Source organism: Parabacteroides sp. MSK.9.14, assembly GCF_019041495.1.
Lineage (GTDB): Bacteria > Bacteroidota > Bacteroidia > Bacteroidales > Tannerellaceae > Parabacteroides > Parabacteroides merdae.
On record NZ_JAHPXO010000036.1, the window covers coordinates 1 to 15,433 of the forward strand.

Genomic DNA, 15,433 nt, shown 5'->3' on the forward strand with positions numbered 1-15,433 from the left:
ATGCAGATTCTTTTCGCTTCTGTATCATATTAGGCGCGTAGTTGCGGATTTGAGGGTCAATACAGATGACTTGATGCTTTCAACAAGTGAACGGCAAGCTGCCTCGTCACCCCCTGCAAGTGTCCTTAACGCATCCAGCAGACGGTTCAAAAGCCCGGCAACCTCTTTGTCAAGCGGCTTGTCCGTACCCAAGTCCAGTACATCCTTGATACCGCCGAAACCTGAATACTGCGCCAATACCTGTTTTTCCTCTTGCGTGGCTGTCCTGCCCTGCGAGTGGATAGCTACTGCTGTCTCTATGGCCTTGATGTTGGCCGATAATGATGTCAATTTGTTGTAACCCATGATTTAACCTATTTTTTTATTTCCCTTTTTTCGGCCCGTTTGCGGCCGCAGGGATTATTTTTCTGCCTTGAAAGGTGGCGGTGGACATCCGCCATGGCCGGTAAGGAAAAATACGCTCGACAGCCGGAGAGGAAGATTTTTCCGAGACCCCACGGGCAGAATGCCGGCATTGGCAGGAATGGAAACCGGCGGTTACCTTTGCTGAAAAATCCAATCCCCCGAGGTCGCACGGCGGAGAACGGAAGAGCAGCTACAAGAGGGATGGATAGAAAAGGATTGAAAACAGGCGGATGGAAAAATAGAAAAGGAAGATCTGAGGTAAAAAAGGGACGGCGCATGGCCATGCCGTCGATAAAAAGGGACTATGCCGTCGGCAGACCGAAGCCGAAACAGACCCTGCCGGGCCCCGGTAAGGTCTGTCCGTGGATTATCAGTCAATATCGTAACCAATCACAAACTCGTCATTGATTAGCAGATAGTAATAGCCGTTGCCGCAATTCCGGTACTCCTTGCTGAATCCTGCAGCCATGTCACCATTGTCCCGCGGCTCGCACCAAAGCGTACCGTCATAACCGCAAAAGTCGAAACGAAGCGTCGAGAATTTCTCCTTATTCTTCATGGCCTGGCGGAACCGCTGCATGTCCCAGCTTCCGCAATACTTCTCAATCGTGGAGAGTCGGATGCACTTTCCGTCAATAGCCGTTCCCGTGGTGATACGGTTTTCGTACAGGGACTTCTCAAGGTCTGCTGCTGCAATCTTACGGAGCCAGTCGTTGGTATGCGTGGCAAGGCGTGCGAGCTTCTGGTATTTGAGAATCATTTTCCTGTCCATATCCTTTTCGTCTTCCTTTTCCTGTGACGGATAATAGATTTTTTCGATGCTGTTCCAGTCTGAAAAGATGTAGCCATGTTTGCGTTTCCCTTTCGCAATAATACCGATGACGTTCTCCCCGCCACGGTTGATAAACAATTTCCTGCGTTCCCCGTAAATCCTGACATACAAGACCGGTGGGTTCTGTTCGTTACGGAGATATTCTTCTGCCGGATGCATTGTTGCTGCTGTTGTGTCCATACCTGTATTTTTTAGTTGTTCATTCTTTTAGCCGGAACCGCTTGGGCTCCCGTTTATAAGTTATCCTCACGAAATTTGACTTTTGCCCCTGACTGCTGTTCAGAGTTCGGGAAGTGTGCCTGTCCTGACTTTCTTCCCGTCGCAATAGAGTTCGATTGTTCCCGGTCTGAATCCCATTTCGCCGAAGGCTATGTTTCTGACATAGTCCCGGTACTCCTTTCCGGAAAAGTTCTTTCCGCTCAGGTTGTTGAAAAACATGCGGATGCTGAATCCGTCTTCACTTGACAGTATTGTCCTGCCGTCCTGTCTGATTTCTTCTTTCATTTCTTTCCGTTTTAATTGTTTGAAAATCTGTTTTTTATTTCCCTCTTTTTGAACTGAGGGCTGTATTTTCAACTTTTTGAGGCATAAGGAGGATGAAGCAGTTGGTATCATAAGCCAAATCCGGATAGAAAACCGATTGTGCAGCAGTCTGTTTTCGTCATCCGAATGGAATGCGGTTTGGCATTGATACGCTTCGTCCTATATTCGCCGACGAAAAGAGAAAGGAAGCCCCATAGGAAAAAGGAAGAGACTTGTAAAAGGGGACGGCAAGAAGGATATATAATGGGATCGAACAAATTACCGGTTCCATTTCAAGGCCAGCACCGATAATTTGCTTACTTTGCAAAAGTAAAAAGGTTCAATATGAGTGAGAAACTTGTGCTCCTGGTGTTGCTCGGCATAGTGGTCGGGATGTTGCATGTCATCGCTTTCTGGCGACGGAAAGCCGGTGAAGCGGCGTATGCAGCCGCACGGAGCGCAAGCCGGGAAGACGAAAGAGGCCGCTATTGCCGTATGGCAGTAATGGCCGGACATCGAGACGCCTGCCGTATGTTCTGCTGCATGTATCCCGACCGGTTCGACGACAGGCATCCGCTCAAACCGTTCAAGTTCCGTGGAATCCGGATTGCATTTTACGACTATTACTATCCGTCACGGTACAATGATTTTCTCAATGAAGCACAACGGACATTCTGCCGTTCCATCTACCGGTTCAAGCAGGGAGAGATACACGGCATCGAGTTCTTCAAGGCATGTATGACCGCCATACAGGCGGACGGCAAGCCTTATCATATCATGTTCATGCCGTGCAGCAACTGGATAAAGTATGAACAGCGGTTCAAGCGGCTGAACTGGTATATGGGCAAGCACAGGCCGGATCTGACATCAGGACTGTACGATACGGTGATCTGCGATGCCCGGGAAAGCCTACATGAAGCGGACGGAGCGGACAGCCGTGTCCTTGAGCGGAATTACGAGATTACCGGTGATATAAAGGGAAAAGAAATCATTATCATTGACGATGTGCTGACGACCGGACAGAGTGTGTCCGACTACAAGGAGGAAATAGAAAGGCACGGCGGCAAGGTGGTTGCCGCCATTTTCTATGGAAAGACGTTTTCCATGCCGCCGATGTCCGTCGTCCGGATGTCGGTATGGGGCGACAGTATCAGCCATGCAATCAAAGGGAGAAAAAAGTCATAGTTCGGCCAGTGCCGAAACACATTCCTGCTGTACTCTCCTGACATGCTCAAAAAGGATTGCGGGATCGACACTCTTGCCATTGAGGCGGCAGGTGATATGCAGGTGTTCTCCCGTGCTGCGCCCTGTAGAGCCGGTAATACCGACCGCATCACGCGGCCGGACGGCTGTTCCCCTGGCTACGAGAATCTTTGAAAGGTGGCAATAGCTGATCATGCAGTTCCCGTGCTGCAGCGTAACATACTTGCCGGAAGTCTTGTCCTGCCCGACCTTTACGACAGTTCCCGCCATCATCGCCAGCACCTTGTCGCCACGTGCCTGCAAATCGATTCCCCCATGAAATTTACGCTTGCCGGTAAAGGGGTCTTTCCTGTAACCGTATGGAGAAGTTACCTTGATTCTCGGTAACGGATAACTGACACTCAGGTAACGCTCAACCACCATCTGCCTTTGCACATCGCCGCGAGCCCCGGATTTGCCGGTGTTTTCCGATACACCTTTCCCGGAACCCGTATTGTCTGAAGCTGTTTCCTTGTCCTTGGTGGCCGCCTGCACACTTTCCTCCCGATAGTAATCGGAAGCGGAGGAAACTGTATTGAATTGTGCCATTGCCGGTATCAGACTGAGCGAAATGCCTGATATAATCATCCATAAAATTTTTCTCATGCTGCAAAATTAGCATGGTCTGTCTATGTTCGACATGAACGGCCATGCATTCTGCTATTAGTTTGCATATTTTATCGCAATTAGTACGATTATTCAAAGAAAATCGTACTAATGTTATAAAAATGGTATATTATAATCATTTATATATCTGTGTTTTTGTTTGAATTTACAAGGTCATACTATATTTGCCGAACATAATTTTACAAACTTGATATAGTATGAAAAAGGCGCATTTTGAATTTGAAGAGATTCCCTTTTCGACGCTTGCCCGATTCGGGCTCACGCAGGAGATGATCGAGGATCTGCCGATGCACGTCCTTGATGATATTTACAACGGACGCCATTCGCCCGTTCTTCCCGTGCGTGTCACCGACGAGCACGGAGAAACGGTGGAAAGCCGTACCCGATTCGCTCTTATCCGCATGGAGGGTGGCCAGACGGACGTGGTCTTCTATCCGGCATTGAAATCTTCGCCGCTGGAACGCTTTGACGAAACGCAGCAGAAACAGTTGCTTGAGGGCAAGGCCATCATCGCGGATGTGGAAACCGCTGACGGCAGGCACAACAAGGCTTTCGTCCAGATTGACACGGGGACGAAGCAGGTCATGTATGTTCCCACGCCCATCATCGGGCGCAATCTGCAGGTGCTGGCCGAGGAGCTGCATCTCGGTGCAACAGAGGTGAACGGAATGCAGCACGGAGATCCGCTGACGCTGGTCGTGGACGATGAGCCCGTCACGGTAGGTATTGACCTTCATTCCAAGACCGGTATCCGTTTCTGTTCCGGCGACGAGCAGCGATGGAGGGAACAGTCCAAGCGTGAATGGGACAAATACACGTTCGGCTGTTACGGTTGCTGGGTCATGGAAGATGACGGAAACCTCGACTATGTTCCGGAAGAGGAATATACCGAAGAGTTGTGGAACGAACAGAAAAAAGCCGGGGAACGCAACCGCTCGGCAGCTATTCACAAATAAAAACCGATTGATATGGCACAGCACCAGTATTATCCCGAAGAGGTATTGATAGAGAAAATGCAGAGCGGCGAATACGGCTGGCTCGACTATGTGAACCATTTTTCCGCGGAGTGGCAGGAGGAATATGCCCGTTACTGTGAGGAACGCAACCTCGTTATCGGGAATGATTCTGCCGCCGAATTTGTCCGCTACAAGGACGAACAGCTGGAAGCGGCGATGGAGGAAGGAAACGCATAGCGGATAACAATCATAACATCAGACTATGGCAATACGAACCAATACAAACCCCAGAGCGATGGACTTGCAGCCTGAAATGCGCGACATACTGATGCGCAACGGGCTTCAAGCCCATATCGCATTTGACGGTGGCGGCTACAAGCTGATCGTACAGGGACACGATTCGCCGCTGCTGACCTATCAGATTACCGAGAAACAACTGTTGGCGCTTACGGACTGGGGAACAAACACTGCCAACAAGAAAGCCTACAATGTGCTCACAAGCATCCTTGCAAAGGATTTCTATCTGCCCAAGAACTTTGTCCATGCCCGCAATGCTAACGGACGTGTGGCGATGGGTCTGCACGGCTACCGTATCGGAATGGGTGAATACGGGCGTACAGGCCGTTGGGGGCTGTTTCCTCCCATACTCGGATGGACACCGCGCCAGCAGGGCGGTTTTCATCTGCGCAGGGTCGGCGGACAGCTCTTTTTCCCCGGAGCGCCCATTGTCCCCGAACGTCCTGACGGACGCATGAAGCCCGGCGAGCTGCAGTCCGGAGGCTACGGCTTTTATTACAAGGGAGGACAGCCGGAACAACCCGTACAGCCCCGTGATGTCCTGCAGGACTTGCAGGCTGCCATTACACCGATGGTCAGCCGTCCCCGCAGCCAGGAACCTGCCCGCCCGTACAGGGAGCTTGTCGCTTCGCCTGTCTATTTCTCGAACGAAAAATGGTCGGAGTGCCTTGCTTCGCACGGGCTTATTGTCGATGCGGAGAACAGAACCCTCACCGTGCAGTCCGAGAATGTCAACGCGGACATGGTCTATGACCTGACGGAAGAGGAAATCAAAACGCTTACATCGAATTCTCTTGAAGAGCATTCCATTGAGCAACGTCTGGAGCTCCTGAACGGGGTCATTGCCGGAGATTTCGCGGATAAAGTGACCTTGGATGATCTGAACAGTGACAAGCATATCGCCATCGGCCTCCATCCTGAAGTGCACGAGGAACTGGCCGCAAGACATTACCAGGAATACGCACAGGCGAACGGGCAGACGGAAGACTATGGCAACAGCCTGCAGCTGTCGGATGAGATCGGCGGGCATGGAACCGAGATAAGCCAGATTGCCGTGGAACCCGGACCGGAAGAGGGAAAGTACAGGATGACCGCCGTCATCGACGGGCAGACCTACAGCCACGAGATTACCCAGAAGGAATACGACAAGTTTCTCGCCACGGACGACTACCATCGGACGAAACTTTTCGCGAAGATCTTCAGCGAGGCAGACCTGCGCCCCCGTCCGGAAACAAGCAAAGGACTGGGCATAAAAATTCTTGCGGCCCTTTCAGCAGGTGCCGTGGTGGTTTCTGAGGTCGTGCATAATCTCAGATGCCATCACGGGCCAGAGTGTTATGAGGAACATTACCATGGGCCGCGTCCTTATTTCAAACCCGGTGTTGACACTCCGAGGGATGTTGCCATCCGGAATTTCGAGGCACAGATGAACCGGGAAATCGGTGATATGAGAATGGGGAGGTAAACTTATGAGGAACGGAGACCTTACATACGATGATTTTCTACAGAGACTGAACATTCAGGACATACTCATTGACGCGGGCTATCATCTGAACAAGCGTGACGGTCTGCGTTATCCGTCGTATGTGCGTATGGACAGCGAAGGCCGTCGTATCCGTGGCGACAAGTTCATCGTGATGCCGAACGGCAAGTGCTGTTTCAAGGCACAGGAACAGAAAGTCTATAACATCATATCCTTCATCAAGGAATACCCGCAGTTTTTCGCGGAATACCGGGCAGGAGTATCTCCGGACCGGCTTGTCAATCTCGTGTGCAACCGGTTGCTGAACCATCCCATCGAGGAACGTAGTACACGGATTATCCAGCCGAAACGTGACGTGAAACCGTTCGACATAACGGATTACGAGATTCACAGGTTCAACCCTCAGGACAGGGATACGCAGAAGAAGTTCTATCCTTTCTTCAAACACCGTGGAATCGACCTCTACACACAGTATGCCTTCCACCGAGATTTCTACCTGGCGACAAAAGTCCGTGAAGACGGGACCCGATACACGAACCTTGCCTTTCCGATGTCTTTGCCCAAAGACCCGGGGACGGTTGTCGGCCTTGAGGAACGAGGCCGCCCGCGTCCGGACGGCAGCGGCAGTTACAAGGGCAAGGCTGAGGGCAGCAATTCAAGCGAGGGGCTGTGGATAGCCAACCTTAAGGGTGACCTGGATTCCGTCGGCGGAGTGGCATGGTTTGAAAGTGCCTATGACGCGATGGCCTTCTATCAGCTCAACCGGGAACAGATCAAGAGCAACCCGGACCTATCCAGGAAGAGCGTGTATGTATCTACCGGCGGTACCCCTACAGAGGGTCAGATCAAGGGTATGCTTGCCGCCACACCGGAGGCACACCATTACCTCTGTTTCGACAATGATGCCGCCGGACGGCTGTTCGTGGAAAAGTTCAAGGCAATAGCCGGACAGATGAACATTTCCCCGGAAAATATCAGAGAATTTCCCATTCTGCCTTGCTACAAGGACTGGAACGATGCGTTGCTTGGCAAGACCAATCCCGAGTATCTCAAAGAGACCGAGGGGCTGGTCAATCCGATTGAAGTACGGCATTCAGGACAGGACGAGGAAGAACGGCAGACCAGTTATCACAGATAAAACGAAAACATCATGCCGACAGACCGTTTATTCCGCACTCATGTGTTTGTGCCCCACACCGGACAGTTCGTCATCAACGAGCTGCCCATTCTTGTGTTATGCTGTGCAGGATGGGTCTTTGGCGGAATTGACGGCTTGCCGTTCACGACTCTGTCCATGTGGGTCGCCCTTCTGCTTTCCCTGTTCCTGGTGTACAGGTTCATCTATCTACGACGCATACGCTATCGCATCGGGTCCGAACAGCTCGTGTGCGAGCATGGCATCATCTGGCGTAAGACAGATTATATGGAATTATACCGTATCGTGGACTTCACGGAAAATCAAAGCCTGCTGCAGCAGCTTTGCGGGCTGAAGACGGTGAGCATTTTCTCGATGGACCGGAATACCCCCAGGCTTGATCTGACCGGTATCCGGCGCAGGGATGACATAGTAACACTTGTCCGCGAACGGGTGGAATACAACAAAAGAAAAAAGGGAATATATGAGATCACGAATCATTAACTGGAGTCTGGCCCTCGTTGCCGTCCTGCTTCTGCCGCAGGTGTCCAAAGCCCAGATAGCGGCTTCCAATCCGCTGGAGTGGATTGCTCTGGCGGAGGGCAACGAGCTGATAAACGGCCAGATTGAAAAACAGATCAAGGGACAGACGCAGACGGCACTCCTGCAGAACAGCATCGCCGCCGAATTCAACCGCATCCATGAATGGCAGAAACAGTACAACGGCTACCTGAAGACGGTGAACGGATACGCTTCGTCACTGAAAGCCTGTACGCATCTCTATAACGACGGGGTCCGGATCTTCCTGACTCTGGGTAAACTGGGCAAAGCGATAAAGGACAACCCGCAGGGTATCGTTGCCAGTATGGGCATGAACAACCTTTATATCGAGACGGCCACGGAACTGGTCTCCGTATATACACTGCTGAACGATGCCGTTGCCAAAGGCGGTGAAGAGAATATGCTGACCGGTGCGGAGCGCAGCACTACGCTATGGGCGCTGAATGACAGGCTGTCGGCTTTCAGCCGGAAGCTGCATCTGCTCTACCTGAGCATCCGGTACTATACTTTCAATGATGTATGGAGAAATGTGACGGCAGGTATGCTTGACCGCAACAACGGTGAAGTTGCCCGCATGGCCATGTCACGCTGGCGCCGGGCAGCCTCCCTGACACGATAAAGAATGACGCGATGAAACGGACGATTTTGATAGTTATGCTGCTGACGGGCATCTGTATCGGCAAGATACAGGCACAGAACGATCCGGTTCTGGCCGGAATGATACTGCTCTACACGGACAAGGCGCAGAAAGAGCTGAAAAACCAGGAGAAGGTGATGATGCTGCAGACTACCGGACATATATGGACGAAAGAGGAAGTACAGGCTACGGCCGACCTGCAAAGGGAGTTCAACAAGTATCTGGATTCTTTCCGGTCCATCGTCTGCTATGCCGCACAGATTTATGGCTTTTATCACGAAATCTCAAGGCTGACGGACAATATGGAAGATTTTACCAGGCAGGTTAGCCGGAGCACGACCAACGCATTGGCAGTAGCCCTTTCCACGGAGCGCAACAGGATTTACCGGGAGCTGATGCTTGGCAGTGTGGAAATAGTAAATGACATACGAATGGCCTGTCTTGCGGAAAGCAAGATGACGGAAAGGGAACGCATGGAGATAGTCTTCGGGATCAGGCCGAAGCTCAAGCTGATGAACACCAAGCTGCAACGGCTGACCAAGGCCGTGAAATATACGACTATGAGTGACATCTGGTATGAAATCGACGAAGGCGCACGCCCTGTTGCGGACAAACGCGACATTGTGGAAGCCGCCAAACGAAGATGGAAGCAGATCGGAAAAAATGTAAGACCTTAAAAAGAACGAGATATGGGAGTATGGAGTACAATATTGAAGTATGGCGGCAAGGCGGCCAAAGGTACCGGCAAGGCTGTTTTGGCAACCGGGAAAAACGTGGGTGAAGCGGCACTTCATCCGTCGCAGACGTTACGGGGCGCCGGACAAGCCGTCAAGACTGCCGCCGTCGGAGGTGCGATCGGTTATGTCGGCTGGGAAAAGCTGACGACAGACAAGAGCGTGGTGCGTATCGTGAGCGATGCGGTCATCGGAGAACCGGCCACGGATGCCTTGGCAGATACCGCCGAAGATGTACGGGGACTGACGGACAAGGCCGGAGAAGCCGTCGGCACGTTAAGCGGAGCTGTGGCGGGAATAGATTCCAAACTTGACGGGGTATCCAATTTCCTACGGCAGGCTTCGAGTGGCGGAGGCATAAACATGCTCGGCAATTTTGTCCGTAACCTCGGCCATGGCAACGTATCTGGATTGAGCATCGCGGGCCTTATCGCCGCCGCTTTTCTCATTTTCGGACGTTTCGGGTGGTTGGGCAAGATCGCCGGGGCTTTCCTCGGCATGATGCTCATCGGCAACAATGCCGGCGTCTTCCGTGACACGAACACGGAGAGCGTGGCAAGGACACAGGCTTCCCCCGGCCAGAGCGAGGAACAGACCTATAACGGAGGAATGAGAAGATAACATTATGAACCAATACAGAACGAAATGAAATATACAGAAGAAATGATACTTCACTCCGAGAGCGGCTACTGTATGCCTTTCGAGGAGCCCCAGGGCAAGGAGGTGGAAATGACTCTCGGTTACGGCGAACAGACCGACCCGGGAACGGGCAAGCCGTTTTTCCACCATGGCATTGACTTCAACGCCCGATATTACAGGCTGTCTGCCGTCGCGAGCGGAATCGTGTCAGGGGTCGGCAATGATCCGGTACACGGGATATGCCAGACTATCCGGTACGGGGAATATGAGGTGACATACGGACACCTGTCAAATGTCTTTGCGCAGTTCGGGCAACGCGTGAAAGCCGGTCAGACTGTGGCCTTGAGCGGTGACAGGCTGCACGTCGAAGCCCGGTTCAAGGGAGAGGAACTGAATCCGCTGGAGTTCCTGACCATGCTTTACGGCAACATCCGTGCGCTTCGTCAGGCGGGAGGACATGAAACGGCGGCATTCCCGGATCTGGAAATGACCGTGAAGACCGATTACGACAAGGACAAACGGGAAATCGAGGAACTGATGCTGCGTTTCCTGCCGTACTACATGGAGGATCTGCAACGCGGAGCCTACGTGTTGCCCGAGCACACGGAGCAGTCCCTGCGCCACATCTTCACCATGGGGGCGATGAGAGAATATTTCTACGAGAACATGCCGAGCATGGCCAATCCTCTCGGACTGGGACATAAATCCATTCCGCTGGTCAGCAAGGTACAGAACCTGCTCATCGCTGATTTCCTGCATTACCTGGCCCTGCGTCACAACGTGTACCTCTCCACCATGAGCGGAGACATAAAAAAAAACTCCATGACGAAGCCGTAAGCTACAGCGGCATCATTGATCCGCTGGCTGAACTCGACATCGACATCCAGAGCTTCGACATACCGCGTATCGTGTCGGTATATCCGGACCGGGTCGGTGTCCGCTGGTGGACAAAGGCATGGTTCAACAACCGGGAGGAAGGTGAAGCCTCCGTGGAGATAGAGCGTGAACAGGCGATACGCTTCATCCATGACAACATCGAGAAAGACGCATGGCTGGAGGAGTTCTTCCCCAAACAGATGGAAGTGTACCACAATGCGATTGAACAGACAAAAGAACAACTGTTGAAACAGATAAATATGATATAGGATACTTATGGACGGAACTATAAAACAAAGCAGACGATTCGCGGAACTGGAACGTCTTTCGGATGACTATTTCCGTTACCACCTTGCTTCCGTCATGGATGAGACAAGAGATTATCTTGCCCGGAAACAAGGTGAGGAAATGAAGGAATATTCCACCTCCCTTGGCGGGGTTCTCAGCATGATGGCTTCTTCAGCCCAACCTTTGAACGACCCGTACCAGCTGCTCAAAGTTACCGGCGAATGGAACTCCAAGACAACGGAAGATTATGTAGAGATGTGCAAGGAGAAAATCGCCGCTTCGGAAGACATACAGCACGACCTTGCGTATATGGCCGGGCAATGGCGTGATGCAGTCGTGAAGGAAATCGGCCGCGAACGGTACGACGAACTGTCGGAACAGCTTGGCGGCGATCTCGCCTATGCCTACATGGACTATCGTCTGGAACAGCAGATGATAGACAAACTGGTGAAAGACCGTATGCCCAAGTCTTCGGCTGATTATATCATCCGCAAGGCCGCGGAATCAAGCCTGTTCGGCCTGCCGCAGATGTTGAGCCGTTCCCCGCTTGCCGAGGAGATCGAGAAGCGTGGCGAGGCCGCTTACCGGCCGAGCAAAGTTGAGCAGGGTGCGGGATGGCTGTTGGGTGCCTCGGCGGATACCGTCATGCTGGGCGGTGCCGGTTCGTGGGCGGCATTCGCCAGATTCATCGGTGTGGATGCTGCCGTCTCCGCCACCATGGCACATTTGGAGCCGGAAGACCCCAAGTCGATTTCAGTCGAACAATGTATCAGCCAGGGTGTATTCGGCAGCGAACACAATGTGTTTGAAGATTTCCGGCGTGAAGCAGCCACCATGACCGCAGACAAGGATAGTTTCACAGCAACCGCCAATGAGCAGCTGAAGAAACAGATACCGGTCTGCAATTTCAACTTTACGGACTGGATGAAGAAGCAGCAACCGTTCCCGTTCCTGAAAGGCTTGCAGGACAAGCTGAAACAGGAACGGCCGGAACGCTACAAGGATGTGCCGCTGGTCGTCGCACCGGGGCAGGAAGAAGCCTACCTGAAAAGTCTGGAGGAAAAGAAACAAACGGATGCGGAAGAGCCGGAACAGGTACATCAGGAAACGGTACAACCGGAAAAAGAGCCGGAGGTCATGCAGGAAACAGGGGTACATCCCGTGAATGACCTGTCTGAAACGCCGGCATCCAACGGCAACACGGGCGGATGGGAAGATCTGCTCGGCACCCTTGGACTGAGCGGCATGGGAGACATTGCCGGCAATCTCGGTTATGTAATGGCGATGCTGCCGGATATTCTGCTGGGAGTATTTACAGGCAAGACACAGTCCCTGAACATCAAGGACAACCTGCTGCCTATAGCCAGCATAGTGGCCGGTATGTTTGTGCGGAATCCGCTGCTGAAGATGCTCCTTATCGGTCTCGGCGGGGCGAACCTGCTGAACAAGGCCGGGCATGAAGTGCTGCGTGAACGGTCAGAAGGCGAAATGAACACGGCCAATAGAGGTGCAGCCCAATACCGCCATTATCCTGACGAACCGCTCAATCCTCGCATCACGAATCCCGTACTTCAAGGCAACATGCTTGTCGCGACAATTGACCGTGTACCCTGTACTATCCAATTATCGCAGACCGTGACTGACGCTTACCGGGCCGGAGCCTTACCGCTCAACACGCTGGCAAACGCCGTACTCGCCAGAAGCGAACAGCTCCGTCAAAGGGCCTCGGACAATTACGACAACGGACAACAGGAGACTATCGTGCGTACACGAGGTATCCAGTAGCATATAACCCCAAAACATATACTGTATGAAAGAAAAATCCAAAATAGAGAAAAATGCAGAGGAAAGGCAAATCAGTCTGCTTTCCACTGCTTTGGGAGAGGCTTCGAAGGCCAATGGTTACTGGCTCAACGCTTCTGGAAAGAGGTATCCGAGGCTATACCCGCACGGCGTGTCGGCCAGCCCGTTCAATGCACTGTTCATGGCATTGCATTCCGATCGGAACGGATGCAATACGAACCTGTTCACCTTGTTCAGTGATGCCAAGGCCCGCGGCACGTCGGTACGTGAGCATGAACAGGGTGTGCCGTTCCTGTACTATAACTGGAACAAATATGTCCACAGGAACAATCCTGAAGAGTTCATCAACCGGGGAACCTACCTCACATTGGACGATGAGCAGAAGAAACAATATAAGGGAGTACATAACAGAGAGATACGCACTCTGTTCAATATAGACCAGACGACATTTCCCCATGTGGACGAAGAGGCTTACAGGGCCGTTCTGCAACAGGATGGGAATGCCATGGAACGAGGATATTCGGAGGCAGACACACGGCGTATGCATATCCGCTTCAATGATTTCTTGCTGAAAATGCGTGACAACCTTGTGCCGGTCCGTTACGATGGCAGCGGAATGCCCCATTATGAAACGGACAAAGATGCCGTCTATATGCCCCGCCAAAAGAACTTTGACCATTACAACGATTATGTGCAGGAAACCCTGCGCCAGATAGTAAGTGCCACCGGACATCAGCAGCGGCTTGCCCGCGAGGGAATGGTGATGAAAAACGGTATGCCGCCTTCCGACGATGCCGTCAAACAGGAACGGCTGGTCGTGGAAATAGCATCGGGAATCAAGATGCTGGAGCTGGGACTGCCAGCCCGCTTGTCCGACGAAAGTCTCAGTTTGGTGGAATATTGGGACCGGGAACTCAAAGAGAACCCGAATATGATAGATGCCCTCGAGAGTGACGTGAACAATGCTCTCGAAGTTATCCGTAAAGCGGAACGTGGAGAGAAAATCGAATATGCCACCTTGCGGAACAGGAAACAGACATCTGACATGCAGGACCAGCTGCCCAAGCATTATTTCGTGGCCGATGAGTTACGGAAACGTCCGGACAAGGACAAGAAAACCATTGTCCTTGTCATAGATCCCGTATCAAAGTCGGCTGATGTGATCCTTCCCGCCGGGGCATCACCGGAGGTGGACAACGAGATTCCCGGCATGAACAAAGCCCGTATCGGACGTGCTTTACGTCGGGAAGGCATCGAGACTGTGCGTTTCTTCAATCCGGACGGAGCCTTGGGTTACAGACCTGATGACAAGTATTTTGCCGAGAAGCAGGTCTCTCTGGCACGGTTGAACAACTGGGCCCTGGAAGTGCTTTCGACCCTGAACGTGAGCCCTGCAGTAAAACGGGCCAACGAAGTAGGATTTGACAAGATCCAGATGATTCAGGACGACAAGAACCGATGGGCTCTCTATATAAAGCCGGAGCATCAGAGAGGTTATAGCATATACCCCGACAAGGAAGACATAAACCGCTTCTTTTCCACACTCAAGCAGTCCATGGATAATATAGACAAGGTCCGCATGGAACTGGCTCATAAATATTACGCGCTTGCTGAAATCAAGCCCGACCTGAAAGTCGATCTGTTCAACAGCGGGACACAGGACGTGGACCTGAACCGGATACAGCGTGTGTCCGTGTTCAAAACCAAGCAGGACGGTGTACTGTGTGCCGTAACGATTGACGGGCAGAAACTGCAGCCGCGCAGTGTATCACCGCAACAATGGCAGCGCATGTGGGTGGCGGAAGACCGTGACAGCTACAAACGGCACCTGGCTGCCTCGCTGTTTGCCGATATACTGCAAAAGGGACAGTCGCAGGAGGAACACGCCGGGGAAAAGCAGGAGAAGGAAACCGAGATACGGCAGGGAGAAGCTGTCAGCCGACAGAATGGAGAAGAGCGTACCGTTGAATCCGTCAGTCCGCAGAGAGAGGCTTGGGACAAGATAAAGGCCAAACACCCGGACGCTATCCAGTTTGTAAGAACCGGTGATAACTATACGGCTTATAACGAGGATGCCGTCAAGGTAACGGAAACGCTTGCCTTGAAAATGGAGAAGCACGAGGCTGACATGAAAAAAGGCTTTACGGCTTCCGTGACATTCCCAGTCAGCCAGCTCGATACTTTCCTTCAGAAACTTGCGAGAAGCGGTGCAAGAGTGGTGATACGGGATGAAGAAGGACTCGCGGATGCCCGGAACAGAACAACGGGCATAACAGAAAGGACAGCCGGAAACGGCCAGACACGGACTCTCTTTGATACGGCACAGGAGAAACAGTCCGAACGCAGGATTGAGCCGGAAGAAAATGAACAGCGTTCAAGCATGAGGAGGTAATGAT

The 15,433-nt window shown here is 52.2% G+C and carries 17 protein-coding genes; 13 read left to right on the forward strand and 4 right to left on the reverse strand.

Features of this window, described 5'->3' with window-relative positions:
- Window positions 1–24 precede the first annotated feature (24 nt).
- From KTG12_RS22320 to KTG12_RS16755, 3 genes are all read right to left on the reverse strand, one after another.
- The gene (locus tag KTG12_RS22320) at window positions 25–345 is read right to left on the reverse strand and encodes a hypothetical protein (RefSeq protein ID WP_371745259.1); all 321 of its coding nucleotides are present in this window, start codon (window positions 343–345) and stop codon (window positions 25–27) included.
- Between the two features lie 430 nt (window positions 346–775).
- A complete protein-coding gene (locus KTG12_RS16750; RefSeq protein WP_005807177.1) occupies window positions 776–1,417 on the reverse strand; it encodes a hypothetical protein in 642 nt (213 codons plus the stop codon).
- A 99-nt stretch (window positions 1,418–1,516) separates the two neighbouring features.
- The gene (locus KTG12_RS16755) at window positions 1,517–1,741 is read right to left on the reverse strand and encodes a hypothetical protein (protein ID WP_005807178.1); all 225 of its coding nucleotides are present in this window, start codon (window positions 1,739–1,741) and stop codon (window positions 1,517–1,519) included.
- A 363-nt stretch (window positions 1,742–2,104) separates the two neighbouring features.
- Between KTG12_RS16755 and KTG12_RS16760 the strand changes: the two genes are divergently transcribed.
- Window positions 2,105–2,944: a phosphoribosyltransferase gene (locus KTG12_RS16760; protein ID WP_005807179.1), complete on the forward strand. Its 840-nt coding sequence runs from the start codon at window positions 2,105–2,107 to the stop codon at window positions 2,942–2,944.
- Here KTG12_RS16760 and KTG12_RS16765 read toward each other — a convergent pair.
- The gene (locus tag KTG12_RS16765) at window positions 2,939–3,589 is read right to left on the reverse strand and encodes a M23 family metallopeptidase (protein WP_005807180.1); all 651 of its coding nucleotides are present in this window, start codon (window positions 3,587–3,589) and stop codon (window positions 2,939–2,941) included. The two genes, KTG12_RS16760 and KTG12_RS16765, sit on opposite strands and share 6 nt — an antisense overlap.
- Window positions 3,590–3,825: 236 nt before the next feature.
- Here KTG12_RS16765 and KTG12_RS16770 point away from each other — a divergent pair, with 236 nt between their 5' ends.
- From KTG12_RS16770 to KTG12_RS16825, 12 genes are read left to right on the forward strand one after another with little or no spacing between them, the layout of a single operon-like run.
- Window positions 3,826–4,584: a DUF4099 domain-containing protein gene (locus KTG12_RS16770; protein ID WP_005807181.1), complete on the forward strand. Its 759-nt coding sequence runs from the start codon at window positions 3,826–3,828 to the stop codon at window positions 4,582–4,584.
- Window positions 4,585–4,596: 12 nt separating this feature from the next.
- Complete coding sequence (locus tag KTG12_RS16775) at window positions 4,597–4,821, forward strand: hypothetical protein (RefSeq protein WP_005807182.1); 225 nt, start codon at window positions 4,597–4,599, stop codon at window positions 4,819–4,821.
- 25 nt (window positions 4,822–4,846) lie between these two features.
- Window positions 4,847–6,346, forward strand: a complete 1,500-nt coding sequence (locus tag KTG12_RS16780; protein ID WP_005807183.1) for a hypothetical protein — start codon at window positions 4,847–4,849, stop codon at window positions 6,344–6,346.
- 4 nt (window positions 6,347–6,350) lie between these two features.
- Entirely contained in the window at window positions 6,351–7,502 is a 1,152-nt protein-coding gene (locus tag KTG12_RS16785; protein ID WP_005807184.1) for a toprim domain-containing protein, read from the forward strand.
- Between the two features lie 12 nt (window positions 7,503–7,514).
- Window positions 7,515–8,003, forward strand: coding sequence for a PH domain-containing protein (locus KTG12_RS16790; RefSeq protein ID WP_005807185.1), 489 nt, complete (start codon window positions 7,515–7,517; stop codon window positions 8,001–8,003).
- The gene (locus KTG12_RS16795; protein ID WP_005807186.1) at window positions 7,984–8,679 is read left to right on the forward strand and encodes a hypothetical protein; all 696 of its coding nucleotides are present in this window, start codon (window positions 7,984–7,986) and stop codon (window positions 8,677–8,679) included. The genes KTG12_RS16790 and KTG12_RS16795 overlap by 20 nt, the downstream gene beginning before the upstream one ends.
- Window positions 8,680–8,690: 11 nt before the next feature.
- On the forward strand, window positions 8,691–9,374 hold the full coding sequence (locus KTG12_RS16800) for a hypothetical protein (protein ID WP_005807187.1): 684 nt from the start codon (window positions 8,691–8,693) through the stop codon (window positions 9,372–9,374).
- Between the two features lie 12 nt (window positions 9,375–9,386).
- A complete protein-coding gene (locus tag KTG12_RS16805) occupies window positions 9,387–10,052 on the forward strand; it encodes a hypothetical protein (RefSeq protein WP_005807188.1) in 666 nt (221 codons plus the stop codon).
- A 24-nt stretch (window positions 10,053–10,076) separates the two neighbouring features.
- Window positions 10,077–10,907: a M23 family metallopeptidase gene (locus KTG12_RS16810; RefSeq protein ID WP_018666025.1), complete on the forward strand. Its 831-nt coding sequence runs from the start codon at window positions 10,077–10,079 to the stop codon at window positions 10,905–10,907.
- Between the two features lie 23 nt (window positions 10,908–10,930).
- Window positions 10,931–11,215, forward strand: coding sequence for a hypothetical protein (locus tag KTG12_RS16815; protein WP_032537363.1), 285 nt, complete (start codon window positions 10,931–10,933; stop codon window positions 11,213–11,215).
- A 7-nt stretch (window positions 11,216–11,222) separates the two neighbouring features.
- The gene (locus KTG12_RS16820) at window positions 11,223–13,019 is read left to right on the forward strand and encodes a hypothetical protein (RefSeq protein ID WP_005807190.1); all 1,797 of its coding nucleotides are present in this window, start codon (window positions 11,223–11,225) and stop codon (window positions 13,017–13,019) included.
- A gap of 25 nt (window positions 13,020–13,044) precedes the next feature.
- Window positions 13,045–15,429 carry a zincin-like metallopeptidase domain-containing protein gene (locus KTG12_RS16825; RefSeq protein ID WP_005807191.1) on the forward strand — a complete coding sequence of 795 codons (2,385 nt, stop codon included), beginning with the start codon at window positions 13,045–13,047 and terminating at the stop codon, window positions 15,427–15,429.
- The last annotated feature ends 4 nt before the right edge of the window (window positions 15,430–15,433 follow it).

Excerpts from the sequence above, each read along its gene's own strand:
- KTG12_RS22320 (WP_371745259.1), bottom strand. The coding sequence starts at position 345 with ATGGGTTACAACAAATTGACATCATTATCGGCCAACATCAAGGCCATA.
- KTG12_RS16750 (WP_005807177.1), bottom strand. The coding sequence starts at position 1,417 with ATGGACACAACAGCAGCAACAATGCATCCGGCAGAAGAATATCTCCGT.
- KTG12_RS16755 (WP_005807178.1), bottom strand. The coding sequence starts at position 1,741 with ATGAAAGAAGAAATCAGACAGGACGGCAGGACAATACTGTCAAGTGAA.
- KTG12_RS16760 (WP_005807179.1), top strand. The coding sequence starts at position 2,105 with ATGAGTGAGAAACTTGTGCTCCTGGTGTTGCTCGGCATAGTGGTCGGG.
- KTG12_RS16765 (WP_005807180.1), bottom strand. The coding sequence starts at position 3,589 with ATGATTATATCAGGCATTTCGCTCAGTCTGATACCGGCAATGGCACAA.
- KTG12_RS16770 (WP_005807181.1), top strand. The coding sequence starts at position 3,826 with ATGAAAAAGGCGCATTTTGAATTTGAAGAGATTCCCTTTTCGACGCTT.
- KTG12_RS16775 (WP_005807182.1), top strand. The coding sequence starts at position 4,597 with ATGGCACAGCACCAGTATTATCCCGAAGAGGTATTGATAGAGAAAATG.
- KTG12_RS16780 (WP_005807183.1), top strand. The coding sequence starts at position 4,847 with ATGGCAATACGAACCAATACAAACCCCAGAGCGATGGACTTGCAGCCT.
- KTG12_RS16785 (WP_005807184.1), top strand. The coding sequence starts at position 6,351 with ATGAGGAACGGAGACCTTACATACGATGATTTTCTACAGAGACTGAAC.
- KTG12_RS16790 (WP_005807185.1), top strand. The coding sequence starts at position 7,515 with ATGCCGACAGACCGTTTATTCCGCACTCATGTGTTTGTGCCCCACACC.
- KTG12_RS16795 (WP_005807186.1), top strand. The coding sequence starts at position 7,984 with ATGAGATCACGAATCATTAACTGGAGTCTGGCCCTCGTTGCCGTCCTG.
- KTG12_RS16800 (WP_005807187.1), top strand. The coding sequence starts at position 8,691 with ATGAAACGGACGATTTTGATAGTTATGCTGCTGACGGGCATCTGTATC.
- KTG12_RS16805 (WP_005807188.1), top strand. The coding sequence starts at position 9,387 with ATGGGAGTATGGAGTACAATATTGAAGTATGGCGGCAAGGCGGCCAAA.
- KTG12_RS16810 (WP_018666025.1), top strand. The coding sequence starts at position 10,077 with ATGAAATATACAGAAGAAATGATACTTCACTCCGAGAGCGGCTACTGT.
- KTG12_RS16820 (WP_005807190.1), top strand. The coding sequence starts at position 11,223 with ATGGACGGAACTATAAAACAAAGCAGACGATTCGCGGAACTGGAACGT.
- KTG12_RS16825 (WP_005807191.1), top strand. The coding sequence starts at position 13,045 with ATGAAAGAAAAATCCAAAATAGAGAAAAATGCAGAGGAAAGGCAAATC.